General features: G+C 64.9%; 18 protein-coding genes and 1 other RNA gene. 7 read left to right on the top strand and 12 right to left on the bottom strand.

The features are described 5' to 3' along the window. Position 1: 1 nt before the first annotated feature. The 4 genes from AMD14_RS23440 to gluQRS form a co-directional block, all read right to left on the bottom strand. A non-coding RNA gene (locus tag AMD14_RS23440) (sX9 sRNA) lies at positions 2 to 76 on the bottom strand. 56 nt (positions 77 to 132) lie between these two features. Beyond that, entirely contained in the window at positions 133 to 708 is a 576-nt protein-coding gene (phaR, locus tag AMD14_RS12660; protein ID WP_003486016.1) for a polyhydroxyalkanoate synthesis repressor PhaR, read from the bottom strand. 159 nt (positions 709 to 867) lie between these two features. Then, a complete protein-coding gene (phbB, locus tag AMD14_RS12655; RefSeq protein ID WP_003486018.1) occupies positions 868 to 1,608 on the bottom strand; it encodes a beta-ketoacyl-ACP reductase in 741 nt (246 codons plus the stop codon). 81 nt (positions 1,609 to 1,689) lie between these two features. Beyond that, a complete protein-coding gene (gene gluQRS, locus AMD14_RS12650) occupies positions 1,690 to 2,589 on the bottom strand; it encodes a tRNA glutamyl-Q(34) synthetase GluQRS (RefSeq protein ID WP_011051557.1) in 900 nt (299 codons plus the stop codon). A 97-nt stretch (positions 2,590 to 2,686) separates the two neighbouring features. Here gluQRS and htpX point away from each other — a divergent pair, with 97 nt between their 5' ends. Continuing rightward, complete coding sequence (htpX, locus tag AMD14_RS12645) at positions 2,687 to 3,565, top strand: protease HtpX (RefSeq protein ID WP_011051556.1); 879 nt, start codon at positions 2,687 to 2,689, stop codon at positions 3,563 to 3,565. A 100-nt stretch (positions 3,566 to 3,665) separates the two neighbouring features. Here the strand turns inward: htpX and AMD14_RS12640 are convergent, their stop codons facing one another. From AMD14_RS12640 to AMD14_RS12630, 3 genes are all read right to left on the bottom strand, one after another. Next, positions 3,666 to 5,735: a GGDEF/EAL domain-containing response regulator gene (locus AMD14_RS12640; RefSeq protein WP_005913050.1), complete on the bottom strand. Its 2,070-nt coding sequence runs from the start codon at positions 5,733 to 5,735 to the stop codon at positions 3,666 to 3,668. Between the two features lie 219 nt (positions 5,736 to 5,954). Further along, positions 5,955 to 7,136 (bottom strand): BaiN/RdsA family NAD(P)/FAD-dependent oxidoreductase, encoded by a 1,182-nt coding sequence (locus AMD14_RS12635; protein ID WP_011051555.1) that lies wholly within the window; start codon positions 7,134 to 7,136, stop codon positions 5,955 to 5,957. Further along, entirely contained in the window at positions 7,133 to 7,681 is a 549-nt protein-coding gene (locus AMD14_RS12630; RefSeq protein WP_005923173.1) for a YaeQ family protein, read from the bottom strand. Before AMD14_RS12630 ends, AMD14_RS12635 begins: the two co-directional genes overlap by 4 nt. A gap of 553 nt (positions 7,682 to 8,234) precedes the next feature. Between AMD14_RS12630 and AMD14_RS12625 the strand changes: the two genes are divergently transcribed. Both AMD14_RS12625 and AMD14_RS12620 read left to right on the top strand, forming a co-directional pair. Then, a complete protein-coding gene (locus AMD14_RS12625) occupies positions 8,235 to 8,444 on the top strand; it encodes a cold-shock protein (protein ID WP_008576153.1) in 210 nt (69 codons plus the stop codon). Positions 8,445 to 8,614: 170 nt separating this feature from the next. Beyond that, complete coding sequence (locus AMD14_RS12620) at positions 8,615 to 9,313, top strand: glutathione S-transferase (RefSeq protein WP_005931521.1); 699 nt, start codon at positions 8,615 to 8,617, stop codon at positions 9,311 to 9,313. A gap of 67 nt (positions 9,314 to 9,380) precedes the next feature. Here AMD14_RS12620 and AMD14_RS12615 read toward each other — a convergent pair whose 3' ends face one another. Then, positions 9,381 to 10,256: an alpha/beta hydrolase gene (locus AMD14_RS12615; protein ID WP_040107633.1), complete on the bottom strand. Its 876-nt coding sequence runs from the start codon at positions 10,254 to 10,256 to the stop codon at positions 9,381 to 9,383. A gap of 275 nt (positions 10,257 to 10,531) precedes the next feature. Here AMD14_RS12615 and AMD14_RS12610 point away from each other — a divergent pair, with 275 nt between their 5' ends. After that, entirely contained in the window at positions 10,532 to 12,088 is a 1,557-nt protein-coding gene (locus AMD14_RS12610) for a protein adenylyltransferase SelO (RefSeq protein ID WP_011051553.1), read from the top strand. Positions 12,089 to 12,182: 94 nt separating this feature from the next. Further along, the gene (locus AMD14_RS12605) at positions 12,183 to 12,743 is read left to right on the top strand and encodes an adenine phosphoribosyltransferase (RefSeq protein ID WP_003486043.1); all 561 of its coding nucleotides are present in this window, start codon (positions 12,183 to 12,185) and stop codon (positions 12,741 to 12,743) included. 100 nt (positions 12,744 to 12,843) lie between these two features. Here AMD14_RS12605 and dbpA read toward each other — a convergent pair whose 3' ends face one another. After that, the gene (gene dbpA, locus AMD14_RS12600; protein ID WP_011051552.1) at positions 12,844 to 14,220 is read right to left on the bottom strand and encodes an ATP-dependent RNA helicase DbpA; all 1,377 of its coding nucleotides are present in this window, start codon (positions 14,218 to 14,220) and stop codon (positions 12,844 to 12,846) included. Positions 14,221 to 14,321: 101 nt separating this feature from the next. On the opposite strand from dbpA, the gene AMD14_RS12595 reads away from it, so the two are divergent. After that, positions 14,322 to 16,211 (top strand): ATP-binding cassette domain-containing protein, encoded by a 1,890-nt coding sequence (locus AMD14_RS12595; RefSeq protein WP_003486047.1) that lies wholly within the window; start codon positions 14,322 to 14,324, stop codon positions 16,209 to 16,211. Between the two features lie 278 nt (positions 16,212 to 16,489). Here the strand turns inward: AMD14_RS12595 and AMD14_RS12590 are convergent, their stop codons facing one another. Both AMD14_RS12590 and AMD14_RS12585 read right to left on the bottom strand, forming a co-directional pair. Next, positions 16,490 to 16,915, bottom strand: a complete 426-nt coding sequence (locus AMD14_RS12590; protein ID WP_003486050.1) for a barstar family protein — start codon at positions 16,913 to 16,915, stop codon at positions 16,490 to 16,492. Continuing rightward, positions 16,912 to 17,352, bottom strand: coding sequence for a guanyl-specific ribonuclease (locus tag AMD14_RS12585; protein ID WP_005913061.1), 441 nt, complete (start codon positions 17,350 to 17,352; stop codon positions 16,912 to 16,914). Before AMD14_RS12585 ends, AMD14_RS12590 begins: the two co-directional genes overlap by 4 nt. Positions 17,353 to 17,604: 252 nt before the next feature. On the opposite strand from AMD14_RS12585, the gene AMD14_RS12580 reads away from it, so the two are divergent. Then, positions 17,605 to 18,216, top strand: coding sequence for a superoxide dismutase (locus AMD14_RS12580; protein ID WP_015463298.1), 612 nt, complete (start codon positions 17,605 to 17,607; stop codon positions 18,214 to 18,216). Positions 18,217 to 18,566: 350 nt separating this feature from the next. Here the strand turns inward: AMD14_RS12580 and AMD14_RS12575 are convergent, their stop codons facing one another. Then, positions 18,567 to 19,400 carry an inositol monophosphatase family protein gene (locus AMD14_RS12575; RefSeq protein ID WP_005913068.1) on the bottom strand — a complete coding sequence of 278 codons (834 nt, stop codon included), beginning with the start codon at positions 19,398 to 19,400 and terminating at the stop codon, positions 18,567 to 18,569. Positions 19,401 to 19,444: the final 44 nt, after the last annotated feature.

Raw genomic sequence — 19,444 nt, 5'->3', positions numbered from 1 at the left:
GGGTCGACACCACAGAGCGACCAGCCGTCAGCTGGCATTGCCCGCGCAGCGGAACCGGAGTGTACGAGTAGCACATGAGGATTCCGGCACCGGCCGCATCTGCCTTGCGGCTGCGCAATAGTGTGGGCGCTCTCAGCCGCGGTTGCGGGCTTTGCCGGTCGTGCCGTGATTGCCACCGGCCGAGCCATGCGTGCCGGTTCCCATCGGGCCGCTGCCCAGGCCGCCCGCGCCGGGTGGGTTCGGCGGCGCGCCAGGGCCACCGGGACGACCGAAGCCGGCGCCGAAGTTGCGCTGGAACTCCTGCCACAACTCCAGGTTGCGCTCGGTCAATTGGTTCATCATCGCCCACGGGGTCTGCCCGAGCAGGTTACCCATCTGCTGACGGAACTGCTGCTGCTGATCCAGGAACACCTGCATGCTGCGCTCCAGGTAATTACCCATGAAGCCCTGCAGCGAATCGCCGTAAAACCGGATGATCTGGCTTAGCAACTGGGTGGAGAGCATCGGCTCGCCGTCCTGCTCGCGGTCGGCGATGATTTGCAGCAGCACTGCACGGCTGAGGTCCTCGCCGCTCTTGGCGTCGCGTACTTCGAATTCTTCGCCATCGATGATCAACTGGCGCACATCTTCGATGGTGATGTAGCTGGAGATTTCCGTGTCGTAGAGACGGCGATTGGGATACTTCTTGATGATGCGAAGTCCGGCCATGGAACGTTCACCCACACTGATAATGCGCGCAGGATGGCGCACCGCAGCAGCGCTTGCAACAGCCAAAACGCCTTATTTGCTTAAGCGGACACATTAAAAATGTTGCGCAGCATGGTTTTTGCGGAAAATCCATGCTGCACCGCAAAGTTGCAGCAAACGTTACCAGCCCATGTGGTGGCCGCCGTTGATGTCCAGATTCGATCCGGTGATCCAGGCAGCCTCTTCCGCGACCAGGAAGGCCACCGCGTAGGCGATCTCTTCCGGGCGGCCCAGGCGTCCGGTGGGGATATCGGCCACGATCTTGGCGCGCACTTCCTCCGGGACCGCCATCACCATGTCGGTGGCCACATAACCGGGCGAGACCGTGTTGACGGTGACCCCGAATGCCGCGTTTTCCCGTGCCAGCGAAATGGTGAAGCCGTGCATGCCAGCCTTGGCGGCGGCGTAGTTGGCCTGGCCATACTGGCCCTTGAGCCCGTTGATCGAGCTGATCTGGATCACCCGACCCCAGCCGCGTTTACGCATGCCCTCGATCACCGGGCGGGTCACGTTGAAGACCGAATTGAGGTTGGTGTTGATGACCTCGTGCCACTGCTCGGCACTCATGCGGTGGAAGGTGGTGTCGCGGGTGATGCCGGCGTTGTTGACCAATACTTCGATCGGCCCCAGCGAGGATTCGACGTCTTCCACCAGCGCGCGCGCATGCTCGGAGGAGGCGACATCGCCGCGAAACAGGGCGAATGCATACCCCTGCGCCTGCATGCGCTGCTGCCAGTGACGTGCCTTTTCTTCGTTGCGGAAGTTGCTGGCGACCCGGTGGCCCTGGTCGGCCAGGCGCTTGCAGATGGCAGTACCGATACCGCCGGTGCCGCCGGTGACCAATGCGACGCGAGATGTCATGACGACTCCAATCAACAAGTGAGGCTGAGGGCGATTGGGGCGCGGGGTGCTGCGCCCGGATGCCGTTGCTGGGCCGCAATTCTAGTCACGCTGGAGGCCGGATGCGCGCTCATCGAGGTCCAGCTCGCGTTGGCGCGGAAGCAGCCGTGGCGAAAAATGCTGCACGGCGTGCTGCAGCACGGTTTCCACGGCTGCATGCCGCGGCAGCGCGTCGGACTCTTGACCCAGGGCCGCCCAGGCGGCGTGCAGGGCCGGCAGTGGATCGGCGTCGTCCAGCGCGGGTGCATCGTGTGACTTGGACAGCTTGCGGCCGTCGCGATCCAGCATCAGCGGCAGGTGCAAGTAGCGCGGCTGCGGCAGGCCCAGTGCGCGCTGCAGCACCATCTGGCGCGGGGTGGAGTCGAGCAGGTCGGCGCCGCGCACCACGTCGGTGATGCCCTGCGCCGCATCGTCCACCACCACCGCCAGTTGGTACGCCCAATACCCATCGGCGCGGCGCAACACCACATCGCCCACCTCGGCGTAGACATCCTGCAGTACCGGGCCTTGTAAGGCGTCGTCGAAGCCGACCGGTGGTTGCGGCGGCACCCGCAGGCGCACCGCACGGCGCTCGCCCAGCGGCGCAACGCAGGCGTGGTGGATGCCGCCCATGCCGGCCAGATCGGCACGGCTGCAGCTGCATTCGAATGCCTGGCCGGTCTGCAGCAGCCGGGTGATTGCCGCGGTGTAGGCCGCATCGCGCTCGGACTGCCGAATTACCGGCAGGTCCGAGTGCAGCCCGAATGCGGCCAGCGTGCGCAGCTGACGTTCACAGGCACCGGGCTCGGCACGCGGCGGATCGATGTCTTCGATGCGCACGCACCACTGCCCACCGGCATGCCGGGCCAGCAGCCAGCTGCCGAATGCAGCCAGCAGGGAGCCGAAGTGCAGGGGGCCGGTGGGCGAGGGCGCGAAGCGGCCGAGATAAGGGGGCGAAGGCATGGGCAGCTGAATCGTCGGTCAGGTGCTTGCTTGATTTCAAGCCGCAACACCCGCAGATCCGCAACAGTTCACCCCGCATCCGTGGAGCCATCGCGCCATGTTCAACCGCATTTTCCTGTTCCTGCTGACCAATCTTGCGGTGCTGATGCTCGCCGGCATCGTCATGTCGTTGCTTGGCGTCAATCCCGCGCAGATGAGTGGCCTGTTGGTGATGGCCGCCATCTTCGGTTTCGGCGGCTCGTTCATTTCCTTGCTGCTGTCCAAGTTCATGGCCAAGCGCAGCACCGGTGCGCAGGTCATCACCGAGCCGCGCACGCCGACCGAACGCTGGTTGCTGGAGACCGTGCGCCGTCAGGCCCAGGCTGCCGGTATCGGCATGCCGGAAGTAGCGGTCTACGAGGGACCGGAAATCAACGCGTTCGCCACCGGCGCCAACCGCAACAACGCCCTTGTGGCGGTGTCCACCGGCCTGCTGCAGAACATGGACCAGGATGAAGCCGAAGCGGTGCTTGGCCACGAGATCGCCCACGTTGCCAATGGCGACATGGTCACCATGGCACTGCTGCAGGGCGTACTCAATACCTTCGTGATCGTGCTCGCCCGCGTGGTCGGCGGCATCATCGACAGCACCTTGTCGGGCAACCGCGAAGGCGGTCGTGGCTTTGCGTACTACATCATCGTGTTTGCGTTGGAGATGGTGTTCGGCCTGTTCGCGACCATGATTGCGATGTGGTTCTCGCGACGCCGCGAATTCCGCGCCGATGCCGGTGGCGCGCAGCTGGCCGGCCGCAGCAAGATGATCGCTGCACTGGAGCGGCTGTCGCTCAACCATGGCCAGAACACCTTGCCCTCGCAAGTGCAGGCGTTCGGCATCTCCGGCGGGGTGGGCGAGGGCTTGCGCCGCCTGTTCCTGAGCCATCCGCCGCTCACAGAACGCATCGCTGCGCTGCGCGCGGCCAGCGGTAGCGCCAGGTAAGTTGCCGAGTGTATGGCTGCCTGGCAGGCAACAAAAAACCCGCGCAATGCGGGTTTTTTGTTGCCCAGCGATGGTGCGAACGAGCGGGCGCTGCAGGCTTTCAGCCGAACTCGTAATTCATCAACGGCCCGGTCGGTGCGACGAAATCGCCCTGGACGTAGTCCACCCCGGCACTGAAGAAGCTGCTCATCGACTGCGCATCGGCGACGAATTCGGCCATTGTCAGAATGCCGGCCGGTTGCGCGCGCGAGGTGATTTCGCGAATCTTTTCCTGGCTGTCCCGCGCCGAGGCGATGTCGCCGGTGATGCCACGATCCAGTTTGAGGAAGGCCGGGTGGAAATGCGCCAGCAACTGGAAGGAGTCCAGGCCCGAGCCGAATTGCTCCAGCCCGACCTTGCAATCCATCGCCGACACCGCCGCCAGGAACTGCTGCGCGTTGCGCAGGTGCGTAAACACCTTCGACTCCGGCGTCTGCAGCCACAGCCGTTCACCGGGAACGCCGTAGACCGCCAATTGCTCGCGGATGGTGTCGATCATCTGCGGGTCCGAGAACGAGTTCGGTCCGATGCGCACCAGCAGGTGGGTCTTGTGCCCGGCACGCTGGCGTTCGCCCAGTTGCCGGATTGCCCGCGCCACCACCCAGCGATCGATTTCGGTGACCAGGTCGTGCTCTTCGGCAATGGCCATGAACGCGTTCGGCGACATCATTTCGCCATTGCGTTCCAGGCGCAGGAAGGCCTGGTACAGCTCCAGCGGCTCGCCTTGCAGGTTGAGCACCGGCTGGTAATGCAGCAGGAAACCGTCGCCGACCAGCGCTTCGCGCAACTGCTCGACCCAGCGTTCGATGCGTTCTTCCTCGGCCCGATCCGCCGCAGCCGGATCGTAGATGCTGACCGCATTGCCACCGAGCTCGGCAGTGGTGCGCACCGCCTCGGTGCCGCGATTGAGTACCTGTCCGATGCTGGCGATCTTCTCGCCGATCTGCACGCCGCCGATGCTGACCGTCACCGTGGCCGAGCGCGTCCCCACGCTGAACACGTGCTGCGCGAACGCATTGCGCACGGTTTCCGCCAGCGCATGCGTGCGCGCGTAATTTCCGTTCAACAGCAGGGCGAAACTGTGTTCGCCGAAGCGCGCGGCCAACACGCTGTCGTCCAGTACGCTCGCCACGTGCGCGGCGAGCGCAGCAATCAGCGCATCGGCCGAATCCAGCCCGAACTCCGGCAGGATGCGTGCGTAGTGATCCGGCTCGATCAACAGGAAGCCGGATTGGCCCTCGCTGCGGCCGGCCTGTGCCACGGCCTGTTCCAGCGCCACCATGAAGGTGGGGCGATTGAGCAGGCCGGTGACCTGGTCGCGCTGGCGCAAGTCTTCGACCTCGCGCGCCAGTTCCGGGTCGAACTCCTCGCGGCGCCGGAACACCACCTGGATGCATGGCTCGCCTTCATAGGTGGCGGTGGCGAACTCCATCGTGGCCGGGAAGGTGTCGCCTTCCACGCGGCGTGCATCGAGCTTGTACTGCGCCGGCGGCGGCTCGCCCTTGGACATCGCCTTGAGCAGCTGTTTGAAATCGTCGACGTACTGCGCGGCGATCATGTCCAGCAGCGAGATGCCTTCGACATCGTCGAACGACTCGAAGCCGAACATTTCCAGATAGGCATCGTTGGCGCGGATATGCATGCCTTCATGCACGTAGGCGATCGGGTCGCGCGAGGACGCGATGAGTGCGTCGCAGCGGCGCTCGGTCTCGCGCATCTGTGCTTCGATGCGGCGCAGTCCACGGCGGGCCTGCAGGTCGTCCCATTCCGAGCGCACCAATGCAAGCAAGTGTGCGGGGCGGTGGCGCAATGCGATGGCGCGCACCCCGTGCGAAGCGGCCTCGACCAGGGCGTTCTCTTCGATCCGCTCGGCCAGCAAGAGGATCGGGATGTCCTTGCCGCTGCCTGCAATCTGGGTCTGCAAGGCGCTCATGGGGATCTGCTGCGCCTGACCCAGGATGGCCAGATCGATCTGGCCCGACAGCATGCTGGCCAGTTCTTCCTGGCTTTGCGGTCGCGATGGACGCACCGCAATGCCGCCATTGCGCAGCGCGGTGACGATGGTCTCTGCACTCTCCACGCTGTCGTCGACGATCATCAGGCGGAGGGTGAGATCTTTGCCTTTTTGCATGCGCGGCTCCCTAGAGACGGGCTTTAATACACGAAGGGGTTTGGCACGTCCATGTGTGTGGAGCATGCCGCATCAAGTGTGAGACGTAGAGCAATATTTACGGTGGAAGTGCCTTGCGGGAGCATCGACCGTTTTCACCGCGTGCTGCCCATGCCGCGACCGCGCGTTCAAGGCGCCTGACGTGATCGGTGGGCGACCAGCAACTCCTCGCCATCGGCGTTACGCCACGCTCCCCGCTGCATGGCCGGACGCCCACGCCCACTGGAAGTTGTAGCCGCCCAGCCAGCCGGTGACATCCAGCACCTCACCGACGAAGTACAGGCCCGCCACCAGACGCGACTCCATGGTCGCACTGGAGACTTGGTGGGTATCGACCCCGCCCAGGGTGACTTCAGCCGTCCGATAGCCTTCGGTGCCGCTGGCGATCAGCGGAAAGCTGCCGAGCAGGTCGGCGGCGGCTTTCAGCTGCGGCGGATCCAGCTGCCGCACCGGCTTGTCTGGCAGCCATATCTCGCACAAGCGTTGTGCAAACCGTTTCGGCAGCACGTCGGCCAGCACGTTGCGCAGCTCGGTGGCGCCGCGTTGCTGCTTTTGTTCGCGCAGCCATGTCGCTGCATCGCGACCGGGCAGCAGATCCAGCCGCAAGTCGTCGCCCGGCTGCCAATACGAGGAAATCTGCAGGATCGCCGGGCCGCTGACCCCGCGATGGGTGAGCAGCATGAAATTGCGAAAGCTGACCCCATTGCACTGCGCCTGGACCGGCAACGCCAGCCCGGACAACGCTTGCAGACGCTCCTGATGCGTGCCGCTCAGCGTGAGTGGCACCAGCCCGGCGCGGGTGGGCACTAGCGCATGGCCAAACTGCTTGGCCAAGGTATAGCCGAAGCCGCTGGCCCCCATGCTGGGGATCGACAGCCCCCCGGTTGCCACGATCAACGACTGCGCCTGCACGCCTCCCTGGCTGGTCTGGACCTCGAAGCCCTCGCTGCCGCGCTGGACCGACAGCACATCGCACTGGGTGCGGATCTGCGCGCCGGCCGCATCGCATTCGTCCAGCAGCATGCGCACGATCTGCTTGGAGGAGATGTCGCAGAACAACTGGCCCAGCTCTTTCTCGTGATAGGCGATGGCATGACGTTGGACCATCTCCACAAAATCCGCCGGGCTGTAGCGCGCCAGTGCGGATTTGCAGAAATGCCGATTGGCCGAAATGAAGTTGCCAGGCGTGGTGCCGGTGTTGGTGAAATTGCAACGCCCGCCACCGGACATCAGGATCTTCTTGCCGACCTTGTTGGCATGATCGATCACCAGCACCTTGCGGCCGCGCTGGCCGGCAGTAAGGGCGCTCATCAGTCCGGCAGCGCCGGCGCCGATGACCAGCACGTCGCAACGCATGCTCATTCGGCCGGGGCTTGCCGCACCATCGGGGTCAGGGTGACGCTGCCGTGGTCGGCCAGCATCTGCACTTCGCCGTCCTGAATGATCACGTCGAAACGCATGCCGCGCTGGATCAGTGCGCCAAGCGCTTCGGTGGCCTGCGAGTCGAGCTCGATCACGCGCAGATTGCGGTACCGGCCCATGGCGTTGGCGTGTTTCTTCCACCAGGTTTCGGTGGCCTGGCCGCCGTAGCCGATCACTACCGCCTCGCGCGAGCGATTGCAGGCCTTGCGCACGCGGCTTTCGTCAGGCTGGCCGAGGTCGATCCACAGATCCGGATCGCCGGTGTAGTCGCGGCGCCATAGGTCCGGCTCGTCGTCGTTACTCAGGCCACGGCCGAATTCCAGACGGTCGTCGGCAAACAGCGCGAACGCCAGCAGCCGCACCATCAGGCGCTCGTCGGTCTCGGAAGGGTGCTGGGCCAGGGTCAGCGAATGGTTGGCGTAATAGCCGCGGTCCATGTCGCTGATCTGAAGTTCCGCCCTGCGGACGGTGGCGGTGAGGGCCATCTGGATGCCGGTTGCAAAGGGCGCTCATGATACGCGCCCGGTTCATGCGCCGGGTGTCGCCGTGTCTGGCGGGGGTGCGTCGTCGGCCGTGTCTGGGCCGGCTGACACCTGGTTGGTAGTAGTACCATGGGCAGGGTGGGCCTGGCTCAGAGAGCGGTTGGCCGCAAGGGTCACGGCGGGGCGACAGGCGCTGAGGCGCGGGCCAGGACATCGCGGACTACGGTCCGGCAGATGTCGGTAACGCCCCCATGATCTGCGCAATTATGGGAGCGCCAGGCGTTGTCATCCGGCCAATTGGGATGGGGGCAGTCCCGACAGACCGTCGGATTGGACCCGACTGCAAAAGATTTGACGCAGGGTGTCGCTTTTTGCAGAAAACACGAGTACTGTGCACGCACTGTGTTTGCAAGGGTCACCGTGAATCGTGGCCTGGTGCAGCCGGATCGTTACAGATCTCGCTTCATCGTTCCGCTTTACCAACGCCTGCAACTCAGTCTCAGCTCCGGCTTTTCGGACGCTGCGATTTATCCATCAATAGTTCAGGAGTTAGTAAATGTCAGAGCGTCAGAGCGGTACCGTGAAGTGGTTCAACGATGCCAAGGGCTTCGGCTTCATCACCCCGGAAAGCGGCCCGGACCTGTTCGTGCACTTCCGTGCCATCCAGGGCACCGGCTTCAAGTCGCTGCAGGAAGGCCAGAAGGTCACCTTCGTCGCCGTGCAGGGCCAGAAGGGCATGCAGGCTGACCAGGTGCAGGCGGTCTAATCCGTCTGCAACCGTAGGGTTGCCAAAAACGCCGGTCGCGCAAGCGACTGGCGTTTTTTATTGCCTGCAAGACAGGCGTGAGCCTCGCTGGAGCGTTTACCTGGCGCTGCTTGCGCACAGCGACGACGCCTGGATCGGTAGGATGTGCGCTTTCCGCGCGCAGCCATCTCATGATCACTGTTCACCATCTCAATAATTCCCGTTCCCAGCGCGTGCTGTGGCTGCTGGAAGAACTGGCGCTGCCTTATCAGATTGTGCGCCATGAGCGCGACCCCAAGACCATGCTGGCGCCGCCGGCACTGCGCGCGATCCATCCGCTGGGCAAGTCGCCGGTGCTCGTCGATGGCGATCTGGTGGTGGCCGAGTCGGGGGCGATCCTGGAATACCTGACCGAGCGCTACGACACCGAGTGCGCACTGTCGCCGTCGCCGCGGCCGCTGGATTCGCCCGAGCGCCTGCAGTTCCGCTATTGGATGCATTACGCCGAAGGCTCGGCGATGCCACCGTTGCTGATGACGCTGATCTTCGGTCGCATCCGCAGCGCGCCGATGCCGTTCTTCGCCAAGCCCATCGCGCGTGCGATCGTGGACAAGGCGATGTCGGGCTTCGTCGGGCCGCAGCTCACCTTGCATCTGAACTGGATGGAGCAGTCGTTGCAGGCCGGCAACTGGTTCGCTGGCGAACGCTTTACCGCCGCCGACATCCAGATGAGCTTCCCGGTACAGGCCGCTGCTGCACGCGGCGGCGGTCTGGAGAAATACCCGCGTCTGCACGCGTTTCTGGAACGGATCCAGGCGCGTCCGGCGTATCAGGCTGCGCTGAAGAAGGGCGGCCCGTTCGAACTGATGGGAAGCAAGCCGGCCAAATGATGGCTTTGGGGAGCAGGGAGCCAGTCGTTCGCAGCAGGCACTCAAACACGTCAGGGCGGATTGCGGCTCAAGGCGCCCGGCACTGCCGCACGAACTGCAGCGTATCGCTCAGCACCTGCGAGCGCTCGGGAGATTTGCGCAGCGCCAGCAGGATGCCGAGATGGCCCATGCCCGGGTAGACCTTCAGTTCGGCGCTGCCGCCTTCGCGCTTGAGCGCCTGCTGCAGCGAGATGCTGTTTTGTAGTTCGACCACGCAGTCGGCATCGCCATGCAGCAGCAACATGGGCGGTTCGTCGCCGCCGACGTAGCGCACCGGTTGCGATTGCCGTTGCGCTGCCGGCGCATCGCCGAAGATTTCGACCAATTCGGGATCGGTCATCGGCATGAAGTCGTATGGCCCGGCCAGGCCCACCACGCCGCACAGCTGGTGGGGTTTGAGGCCCTGCGCCTGCAGCCAGCGGGCATCGGTGCCAAGCAACGCGGCCATATGCGCGCCTGCCGAATGGCCCATTACCGCGAGCCGGTTCGGGTTGCCGCCGTACTCGTGCGCATGGCGGTAGCTCCAAACGGTGGCGCCCGCCGCGTCGGACATGAACCCATGCAACCCGACCTGCGGATACTTGCGGTAATCGGCCACCATCGCCACCACGCCCTGGCGCGCAAGTGCGCGGCCCACCCAGCGATAGTTGGCGCGTGAACCGCGCTTCCAGGTGCCGCCGTAGAAGAACACCACCATTGGCGCGTCGACTGCACCGCGCGGCTGGTAGACATCCAGCGCCAGGCCGTGTGCGGGATCGAACACCTGGTCGCGATGCTCGACGATGCCCGATCGGCCGGATGCAGCATTGATGCCCCCAAAGAAGACGCTGCTGCAGGCCGTCATGGTCAACGAACCGAGCAACAGGATGGCAGGACGGAACCAGCGGGAAGCGCGCGAGGGCATGGGCAATATCGTTAGGTGGGCGGGAAGGGGTATCAGGTACGGACGCAACAGGCTGGCAAGTGCAGACGAGACTGTGGCGAGCCGGCAACGTTCGCCGCTATCTGGTTCGCATCCGATCCGCAGCCGGCGGCTATTAGCGGCTATCGCACGTCGCAAGCATGTGCAGGACGAGCCCGCTCGGCACACGCCAATCGAGTGAAGATACGGTGCGCGGGCAGCGCCGGATGCGGTATCGCCCATGCCAGGTTCACCGCCGGTGGCCTAGGCTTGCCGGCATGACACACCTGCGCTTCGATAATCGTCTGCGTCAACAGCTGCCTGGCGACCCGGAAGAGGGTTCGCGCCGGCGCGAGGTGAGCGTTGCTTGGTCGGCAGTCCTGCCGACGCCGGTCGCTGCTCCGTCCCTGATCGCGCATTCGGCGGAGATGGCGCAGGTGCTGGGCCTGGATGCAGCCGAGATCGCCAGTGCGCAGTTCGCCCAGGTGTTCGGCGGCAATGCGCTGTACCCGGGAATGCAGCCTTGGGCGGTCAACTACGGTGGGCACCAATTCGGGCATTGGGCCGGGCAGCTTGGCGACGGGCGGGCGATCTCGCTAGGTGAGGCGATCGGAACCGACGGCGGTCGCTACGAATTGCAACTCAAGGGTGCCGGCCCGACGCCGTATTCGCGCGGCGCCGATGGGCGCGCCGTGTTGCGCTCGTCGATCCGCGAATTCCTGTGCAGCGAGGCCATGCATCATCTGGGCGTGCCGACCACGCGTGCCTTGAGCCTGGTCGGCACCGGCGATGCGGTGGTGCGCGACATGTTCTACGACGGCCACCCGCAACGCGAGCCGGGCGCGATCGTATGCCGGGTGGCGCCCTCGTTCATCCGCTTCGGCAACTTCGAATTGCCCAGCGCACGCGGCGATATCGCCTTGCTGCGGCAGTGGGTGGATTTCACCATCGCCCGCGATTTCCCGGCGTTGGCCGGTGCCGGCGAGGCGCTCTACGCCGGCTGGTTCGCGCAGGTCTGCGAGCGCACCGCAGTGATGGTGGCGCACTGGATGCGGGTCGGGTTCGTGCATGGGGTGATGAATACCGACAACATGTCCATCCTCGGTTTGACCATCGACTATGGCCCGTATGGCTGGGTCGACGACTACGACCCGGACTGGACGCCCAATACCACCGACGCGCAGGGGCGGCGCTATCGCTTCGGCACCCAGCCGCAAGTGGCCTACTGGAACCTGGGCCGGCTTGCCCAGGCGCTGGCGCCGCTGTTTCCCGACCAGGCCCCGCTGCAACACGGGCTGGACCGTTTTCGCGATACCTACCTGGCGTGCGACCGGCACGATACCGCTGCCAAGCTGGGGTTGGCAGAGTGTCGCGACGAGGATCTGCAGCTGATCGATGCGCTGCGCGCACTGATGCGCGAATCCGAGATGGACATGACGCTGACCTTCCGTGGCCTGATCGACCTGTCGCCCGACCATCCGGACCCCGCGCAGCTGCGCGAGGCCTTTTACGACGAAGACAAACGCGTTGCGGATGCGCCGCAGCTGCAGCAATGGCTGCAGCGCTACGCCGCGCGCCTGCAGCAGGATCCATTGCCGCCGGACGCGCGCCGCGCGCGCATGCGCCTGGCCAACCCGCGCTACGTGTTGCGCAATTATCTGGCGCAGCAGGCGATCGACCGCGCCGAACAAGGGGACCCGTCCGGGGTGCAGGAGTTGCTGGAGGTCATGCGCCACCCATACGACGATCAGCCCGGGCGCGATGCATTTGCGGCGCGGCGGCCGGAATGGGCACGCGATCGCGCTGGGTGTTCGATGCTGTCGTGCAGTTCCTGACGCGCTCAGATGCAGGTATGCCGTAAATCCGGCGTGGATGGCGTACGCAGCCTAGAATAGGCGCAACCCCACCGGCCACCACGCCACCGCCCTCATGACTGACTGCAGCCGCTGCGCCGGCACCAATACTTCCGGACCCAACCATTGGCCGGAGCGCATTCGCGACATCGTCGATTTCCCCAAGCCGGGCATCGTCTTCAAGGACATTACTCCGTTGCTGTCCGATGGTCCGGATTTCGCCTCTGCGCTGGACGAAATGGCGCAGCCGTGGCGGACCACGCCGCTGGATGCGGTGCTGGGGATCGAGGCGCGCGGTTTCATTCTGGGGGCGGCGCTGGCGCGCGAACTGCGGACCGGCTTCGTACCGGTGCGCAAGCCGGGCAAGCTGCCGGGGCGCACGCTGATCCAGGAATATGCGCTGGAATACGGCACCGATCGCATTGAAATGCATGAGGATGCGCTGCCGCGGGGGGCGCGCGTGCTGATTGTCGACGACGTGCTGGCCACCGGCGGCACGCTGCGTGCGGCCTTGGGACTTGCTGCCCAACTCGAACTTGAAGTCGTTGGCGCAGCCGTGCTGGTGGAGTTGCAGGGACTGCAGGGTCGCCAGAAATGGGCGAACGATGTACCGCTGTTGGCGACGCTTTCTTACTGAGTCCAAGCTCTGGAAGCGACCCTGGGTGCGTGGCAGCGCCTGCCTCCAGGATTGCTCCTGCTGAACATCGGCGGCCGGCACGACGCCGGCCGCGCTGCGTTCAGAGCTTGCTGACCCGAAACCGGCGTCCCTTGATCTTGCCTGCGTGCAGGTGTGCCAGCGCCTTGGCGACCTGCGCGCGGGCAATGGCCACGTAGGAGCGGGTAGGGTAGATGGCGATCTTGCCGATTGCCGCGCCCGAGAGCCCGGCTTCGCCGGTCAGGGCGCCCAGGATGTCGCCGGCGCGCAGCTTGTCGGTCTTGCCGCCGTCGATGCGCAAGGTGGTCATTGCCGCCTGCGGCAGTTGCGCCGGACGCGCAGTGGCCAGCGGTGCACGCGACCATTTCAACGGCTGGCCTTGTTCGGTTTCCAATGCCTGCGCGCGGGCGGTTTCGCGCGGGGCAACCAGGCTCAGCGCCAGCCCGTGCTTGCCGGCGCGTGCGGTACGGCCAATGCGGTGGCGATAGGTTTCGGTATCGGTGGGCAGCTCGTAGTTGACCACGGCGGAAAGGTCTTCCACGTCCAGCCCGCGTGCGGCCACGTCGCTGGCCACCAGGACGTTGCAGCTGCGGTTGACGAAGCGCACCAGCACTTCGTCACGGTCGCGCTGTTCCATGTCGCCATGCAAGGCAAGTGCAGAGAAGCCGAATTCCTGCAGCGAACCCGCCACCTCGTCCACTTCCTTGCGGGTATTGCAGAACACCACGCTGGATTCGGGATTGAAGCGCAGCAGCAGGCCGGCGACGGCCTTTTGCCGATAGGTCGGGTCGACCTCGAAGAACTGCTGATCGATCTCCGGTGCGCTATCGGCGCCTTCCACGGTGATCTCGACGGGCTCTTTCAACAGCTCGCGTGCGAGCGTGCGGATGCTGTCCGGAAACGTGGCCGAAAACAGCAGGCTCTGACGATGTTTGTCGCAACGGCTGGCGATCTCGCGGATGGGTTCTTCGAAGCCCATGTCGAGCATGCGGTCGGCCTCGTCCAGCACCAGCGTGCGCACGCCGCCCAGGTGCAGGGCGCGTTTGCGGGCCAGCTCCTGGATGCGCCCGGGCGTACCCACCACCACTTGCGGGTCGTGCGCTTCCAGCGAGGCCAGCTGCGGCCCGAGCGGCATGCCGCCGGTGAGCACCACCAGCTTCATGTTGGGGATACCGGTGGCGAGCTTACGCAGCTGCTTGCCGACCTGGTCGGCCAATTCGCGGGTGGGGCAGAGCACCAGCGCCTGTGCGCGGGTGAGCGCGGGGTCGAGCTTTTGCAGCAGGCCCAGTCCGAACGCGGCGGTCTTGCCGCTGCCGGTCGGCGCCTGCGCGATGACATCGAGCCCCTGCAGGATCGGCGGCAGGCTATGCGCCTGGATGGGAGTCAAAACGGTGTAGCCAAGGGCGTCGATGCCGGGGGCCAGGGCCGGCGACAGCGGCAGCGCGGAGAATTCGTTCATGGGGCATTTTAGCGGGAATCGGGAGTGGGGAATCGGGAATCGCAGCGGCAAGGGCGTTTCCATTCCCGATTCACCATTCCCGATTCCCGTACAATTGGCCCATGCCTTTAATCACTCTGCAAAGCGTCGACTACAGCGTCGGCGGCCCCTTGTTGCTGGAAAAAACCGACCTCGCAATCGAGCCGGGCGAGCGTATCGCCTTGATCGGCCGCAATGGCGCCGGCAAATCGACCTTGATGAAATTGATCGCCGGCGAGCTCAAGCCCGACGATGGCGAAGTGCGCGTGCAACAGGGTGTGCGTATCGCGCGGCTGGAGCAGGAGGTGCCGCAGGGGACCGGCGGCAGCGTGTTCGACGTGGTGGCCGATGGTCTGGGCGAGTTGGGCCATTGGCTGGCCGAATTCCATCAGCTCAGCCATGCCGATGTGTTCGACGCCGATGCGTTCGGCAAGGTGCAGGCCAAGATCGATGCGGCCGACGGGTGGGCGCTGGATCAACGCGTCACCGAGACGCTGACCAAGCTGGAACTGGATGGCGATGCGGAGTTCGCGCGGCTATCCGGTGGCATGAAGCGCCGCGTGTTGTTGGCGCGTTCGCTGGTGTCCTCGCCGGATGTGCTGCTGCTGGACGAACCGACCAACCATCTGGATATCGAAGCCATCGACTGGCTGGAAACCTTCCTGAAGGGCTGGAGCGGCAGCGTGCTGTTCGTTACCCACGACCGGCGCTTCCTGCGCGCGTTGGCCACCCGCATCGTTGAAATCGATCGCGGCCAGGTCACCAGCTGGCCAGGCGACTGGGCCAACTACGAGCGACGCCGCGAGGAACGGCTCAATGCGCAGGCGCAGGAGAATGCGCGCTTCGACAAGTTGCTGGCACAGGAAGAGATCTGGATCCGTCAGGGCATCAAGGCCCGGCGCACCCGCGACGAGGGCCGCGTGCGGCGTCTGGAATCGATGCGCAACGAGCGTGTGCAGCGCCGCGAGCTCACCGGCAATGTGCGCATGGAGGTCTCGCAAGGCGAGGCGTCCGGCAAGAAGGTGATCGAGGCCAAGGAGGTTGGCTTCGCGTTCGGTGCGCGCACGATGGTCAAGGATTTTTCCACCATCATCCAGCGTGGCGACCGCATCGGCCTGATTGGCCCCAATGGCAGCGGCAAGACCACCTTGCTCAAGCTGTTGCTGGGCGATCTGCAGCCGCAGCAGGGCGAAATCCGCATCGGCACCAATCTGCAGATTGCGTATTTCGACCAATACCGTTCCACCCTGCGCGAAGACTGGAGCGCGATCGAAAACGTGGCCGAGGGCCGCGATTTCCTGGAAATCAACGGAAAGCGCAAGCACGTGCATGCCTATCTGCAGGATTTCCTGTTCACGCCCGAGCGCGCCCGCGCGCCGATCACGCGCCTTTCCGGCGGCGAGCGCAATCGCCTGTTGCTGGCACGTCTGTTCGCGCAGCCGTCCAACCTGCTGGTGATGGACGAACCGACCAACGACCTGGACGTGGAAACGTTGGAGCTGCTGGAGGAATTGCTGGGCGAATACACCGGCACCTTGCTGCTGGTCAGCCATGACCGCGACTTCCTCGACAACGTGGTGACCTCCACGCTGGTGATGGAGGGCGACGGCCTGATTGGCGATTACATCGGCGGTTACAGCGATTCGCTGCGCCAGCGCCGTACGCCGATGGGCAATGCGATGGCGGTGGCCAAGGCGTCGGCTACCGCGGTGGCGACCGCGCCCGTGGCTGCAGTGCCGGCGGACGCTGCTGCCAAGCGCAAGCTCAGCTACAAGGATGCACGCGAGCTGGAGCAGCTCCCAGCCCTGATCGAGACGCTGGAGCAGCAAGTGGCCACGCTCACTGAGGCGATGAACGAGCCGGCCTTCTATCAGCGCGACAGTGCAGCGATGGCGGCCCACACCACAGCATTGGGCGATGCGCAAAAGCAACTGGATGCGGCGTACGCGCGCTGGAGCGAGCTGGATAGTTGATCTTTGGCCGGCACGCTAACGCGTGGCGCTCTGGCGCTGGGCAGGGCGATGGTGGTGTGCGATCGCGCCCAGGCGCAGATGGATGCGGGTATGCAGCGATCCGTGTTCGCCAGAAATACCATCGCTGACCGCCAGCGCCGCACGGTACCTACGAAACATCGCAAGCGCGCATCAGGTCTGCGGCGGCATGCATGAAGCCAGGGCTTCTGCAATGGGCGTGGCGCCGGTGCCAGGCGTGTCCGCTCGGGCCGGCTGCGCAGGCGTTCTGCTGGCTGCTCTCAGTCGCAGGCGCTTGCGGGCGCAACGAACGCCGCAAAGGTCAATCCGCGTGATGCCCAGGCGTTGGCGACTTCATCGAGGATGTCCAGCAAGGTGTCGCGGTCGTTGGGTGCCGTGCTGGCCAGCGCCTGGGCGCCGTCGATGAGCAGTGCATAGCCATCTGGCGAAGGCAGCCACGCCAGGTCGCGCAGGGCATCGCTGAGCGCGTCCCAGTTGCGGCCGAAGCTGGCCGGGAAATCCAGTTGCGTGGCCAGGCGCATCAGTAGCATGCGTTTGTCGCTGCAGGTGGTCAGATCCACGCGCAAGATGCGTAAGCCGGCATCGCGCGCGAGCGCGGCCATGGTGTCCAGATCGTCGGTCTCGGCCTGATACACACCCGATTGCTGCGGATCGGACAGATCCAGCGCGAAGTCGCCAGCGCTCATGGTGCCTGGTCCGGGGTCGGGCCATCGAAGGCTTTGAAGCTCTGGTAATGATCGTCGCTGTAGTACCACGCCTCGGGCGGGGTGCCGCCGGTGACGATGCGCCGCGCGCCGCGATCCGGGCTGCCGGGGGTATCGACAGTGTATTCGCGATAATAGCCGCGCGGGCGCTCGGGCAGGCGATGCTCGCGGTTGCCGAACACGCCGCCATCCTGCGGATGTGGAAACGGGCCGCCGCGCTGGATCAGCACGATGGTGGCCATTGCCTCGGTCGGCAGAAAGGCGGGCAGACGCGGCACCTCGCGCGTCGGTGCGGACGCAGCGATCGGTGCATTGAGTTGCGGCGCGAACTGCGGCTTGGGCGTCTGCATCGCGCGCATGCCCCACAGGCCGGCAACGAGCAGCGCGATGGCGACAATGAGCAAAGCGGGCTTGCGCATGAAGACGGTCCGAAGGTGGGTACGGCAGAGCAAGTATGCCGATGCGCGACTGTGTCGACTTTGAACGTGGCCGGTACCGGGACGGTTCACGCCCAAGTAACCGGGACATGGTGCAAGGTGTGCGGCGAACGTCGTGCGGCATGCGATGGGATGAAGTTTCCCTGCCACCACCCTTGGTAAGCGCTGCCGCCGTCCTTACCATCTACCCCGCAACGCCCGGTCTTCGCCGGGCGGCAAGTCCAGGAGATACGCATGGCTTACACCCTTCCGCAGTTGCCCTACGCCTACGACGCGCTGGAACCGAACATCGATGCGCAGACGATGGAAATCCATCACACCAAGCATCACCACACCTATATCAACAACGTCAATGCGGCGCTGGAAGGGACCGAGTACGCCGATCTGCCGATCGAAGAACTGGTCTCCAAGCTGAAGAGCCTGCCGGAAAACCTGCAGGGCCCGGTGCGCAACAACGGCGGCGGCCACGCCAACCACTCCCTGTTCTGGACCGTGCTGTCGCCCAACGGTGGCGGCGAGCCCAAGGGCGAGGTCGCCAAGGCGATCGACAAGGATCTCGGCGGCTTCGAGAAGTTCAAGGAAGCCTTCACCAAGGCCGCCGTCAGCCGCTTCGGCTCCGGTTGGGCGTGGCTGAGCGTGACCCCGGACAAAAAGCTGGTGGTGGAAAGTACCGCCAACCAGGACAGCCCGCTGTTCGAAGGCAACACTCCGATCCTGGGTCTGGACGTGTGGGAACATGCGTACTACCTGAAGTACCAGAACCGTCGCCCGGAATACATTGGCGCGTTCTACAACGCCGTCAATTGGGAAGAAGTCGAGCGCCGCTACCACGCCGCGATCGCCTGAGGTGCTGCATCGGCGCTAGGCACTGCTTAGTGCTGTCACAGCGGCACCCAACGCACAAGGCCGGGAGCGATCCCGGCCTTGTGCGTTTATTGCGCCGTTTGGGAGCGACCCCGGTCGCGAGGGGTCTTGCAGGAAGCGCTCCTCGCGCTCTGGCGCGCTCCTACATTTGCGGCGCGGATTGGCCTGGTATCGAATTGAAAGCACAAGGCCGGGAGCGATCCCGGCCTTGTGCGTTTATTGCGCCGTGTGGGAGCGATCCCGGTCGCGAGAGGCTTTGCAAGGAACGCTCCTCGCGCTCGGGCGCGCTCCTACGTTGTGCAGGCGTCGATTAGAACCCGGGGTGGGGGCGATCAGAACTTGGCGTCGAACTCGCGGGCGTAGCCGGTGTTGACGATGACCTTTTGCAATGCATCGCTGATCTTGATGTTGCCGGCCACGATCTGCTGCGTCTCAGGGCCCATGTTGTCCATGCGCGGCGGGGTGGCGCCCTTGTAGTCGCAGACGCGGCCACCGGCCTCGCGCACCAGCAACACACCAGCGGCGATGTCCCAGGCTTTGACCCCCGCTTCGAAATAGGCATCGGCGCGGCCGCAGGCGACATACGCCAGGTCCAGCGCCGCCGAGCCGGTGCGTCGCACGTCTTCGGCCTGCACCAGCAGCGCATCCACGCACTTGAGCTGTGCACTGGCGCGCGCGCGTTCGCGCGGCGGAAAGCCGGTGTGGACCATGGCCCCTTCCAGATCCTTGCGCTCTGCAATGCGGATGCGGCGATCGTTGAGCACCGCGCCGGCGCCGCGGCTGGCGGTGAACAACTCGTTGCGCAACGGGTCGAAGATCACCGCATCGGTCGGTTCGCCGTTTTCCACCAGCGCGATCGACACGCAGTAATGCGGGAAACCGCGCAGATAGTTGCTGGTGCCGTCGAGCGGATCGATGACCCAGGTGTAGCGGCCACTCTTGCCGCCCTGCACGCCGCCTTCTTCGCCGAACACGGCGTATTCGGGGTAGCCGCGCTTGAGTTCCTTGATGATGACCTTCTCGGCATCGGCATCGACTTCGCTGGCGTAGTCCATACGGCCTTTCTGCACCACATTGAGCGCATCGAGCTTGTTGATACCGCGCAACAGCACATTGCCGGCGAGGCGGGCGGCTTTGACCATGACGGTGACGGCGGGTTTCTGCATGGTTAAAGCTCCCGTGAAGGCAGAATCGGACAATGGCGAAGGTA

Source organism: Xanthomonas citri pv. citri, assembly GCF_000961215.1.
In the GTDB taxonomy this organism is placed as follows: Bacteria; Pseudomonadota; Gammaproteobacteria; order Xanthomonadales; family Xanthomonadaceae; genus Xanthomonas; species Xanthomonas cissicola.
Note: the sequence above shows the minus strand (reverse complement) of the source record. Positions and strands in the feature narration are given on the sequence as shown.

Bases quoted from the DNA above. Each gene is read 5' to 3' on its own strand.
- AMD14_RS12575 (WP_005913068.1), bottom strand. From the start codon at position 19,400: ATGCAGAAACCCGCCGTCACCGTCATGGTCAAAGCCGCCCGCCTCGCC.
- AMD14_RS12615 (WP_040107633.1), bottom strand. From the start codon at position 10,256: ATGCCCTCGCGCGCTTCCCGCTGGTTCCGTCCTGCCATCCTGTTGCTC.
- gluQRS (WP_011051557.1), bottom strand. From the start codon at position 2,589: ATGCCTTCGCCCCCTTATCTCGGCCGCTTCGCGCCCTCGCCCACCGGC.
- AMD14_RS12640 (WP_005913050.1), bottom strand. From the start codon at position 5,735: ATGCAAAAAGGCAAAGATCTCACCCTCCGCCTGATGATCGTCGACGAC.
- phaR (WP_003486016.1), bottom strand. From the start codon at position 708: ATGGCCGGACTTCGCATCATCAAGAAGTATCCCAATCGCCGTCTCTAC.
- dbpA (WP_011051552.1), bottom strand. From the start codon at position 14,220: ATGAACGAATTCTCCGCGCTGCCGCTGTCGCCGGCCCTGGCCCCCGGC.
- AMD14_RS12590 (WP_003486050.1), bottom strand. From the start codon at position 16,915: ATGAGCGCTGGCGACTTCGCGCTGGATCTGTCCGATCCGCAGCAATCG.
- AMD14_RS12610 (WP_011051553.1), top strand. From the start codon at position 10,532: ATGACACACCTGCGCTTCGATAATCGTCTGCGTCAACAGCTGCCTGGC.
- AMD14_RS12635 (WP_011051555.1), bottom strand. From the start codon at position 7,136: ATGAGCATGCGTTGCGACGTGCTGGTCATCGGCGCCGGCGCTGCCGGA.
- AMD14_RS12620 (WP_005931521.1), top strand. From the start codon at position 8,615: ATGATCACTGTTCACCATCTCAATAATTCCCGTTCCCAGCGCGTGCTG.
- AMD14_RS12625 (WP_008576153.1), top strand. From the start codon at position 8,235: ATGTCAGAGCGTCAGAGCGGTACCGTGAAGTGGTTCAACGATGCCAAG.
- AMD14_RS12580 (WP_015463298.1), top strand. From the start codon at position 17,605: ATGGCTTACACCCTTCCGCAGTTGCCCTACGCCTACGACGCGCTGGAA.
- AMD14_RS12630 (WP_005923173.1), bottom strand. From the start codon at position 7,681: ATGGCCCTCACCGCCACCGTCCGCAGGGCGGAACTTCAGATCAGCGAC.
- AMD14_RS12585 (WP_005913061.1), bottom strand. From the start codon at position 17,352: ATGCGCAAGCCCGCTTTGCTCATTGTCGCCATCGCGCTGCTCGTTGCC.
- phbB (WP_003486018.1), bottom strand. From the start codon at position 1,608: ATGACATCTCGCGTCGCATTGGTCACCGGCGGCACCGGCGGTATCGGT.
- htpX (WP_011051556.1), top strand. From the start codon at position 2,687: ATGTTCAACCGCATTTTCCTGTTCCTGCTGACCAATCTTGCGGTGCTG.
- AMD14_RS12595 (WP_003486047.1), top strand. From the start codon at position 14,322: ATGCCTTTAATCACTCTGCAAAGCGTCGACTACAGCGTCGGCGGCCCC.
- AMD14_RS12605 (WP_003486043.1), top strand. From the start codon at position 12,183: ATGACTGACTGCAGCCGCTGCGCCGGCACCAATACTTCCGGACCCAAC.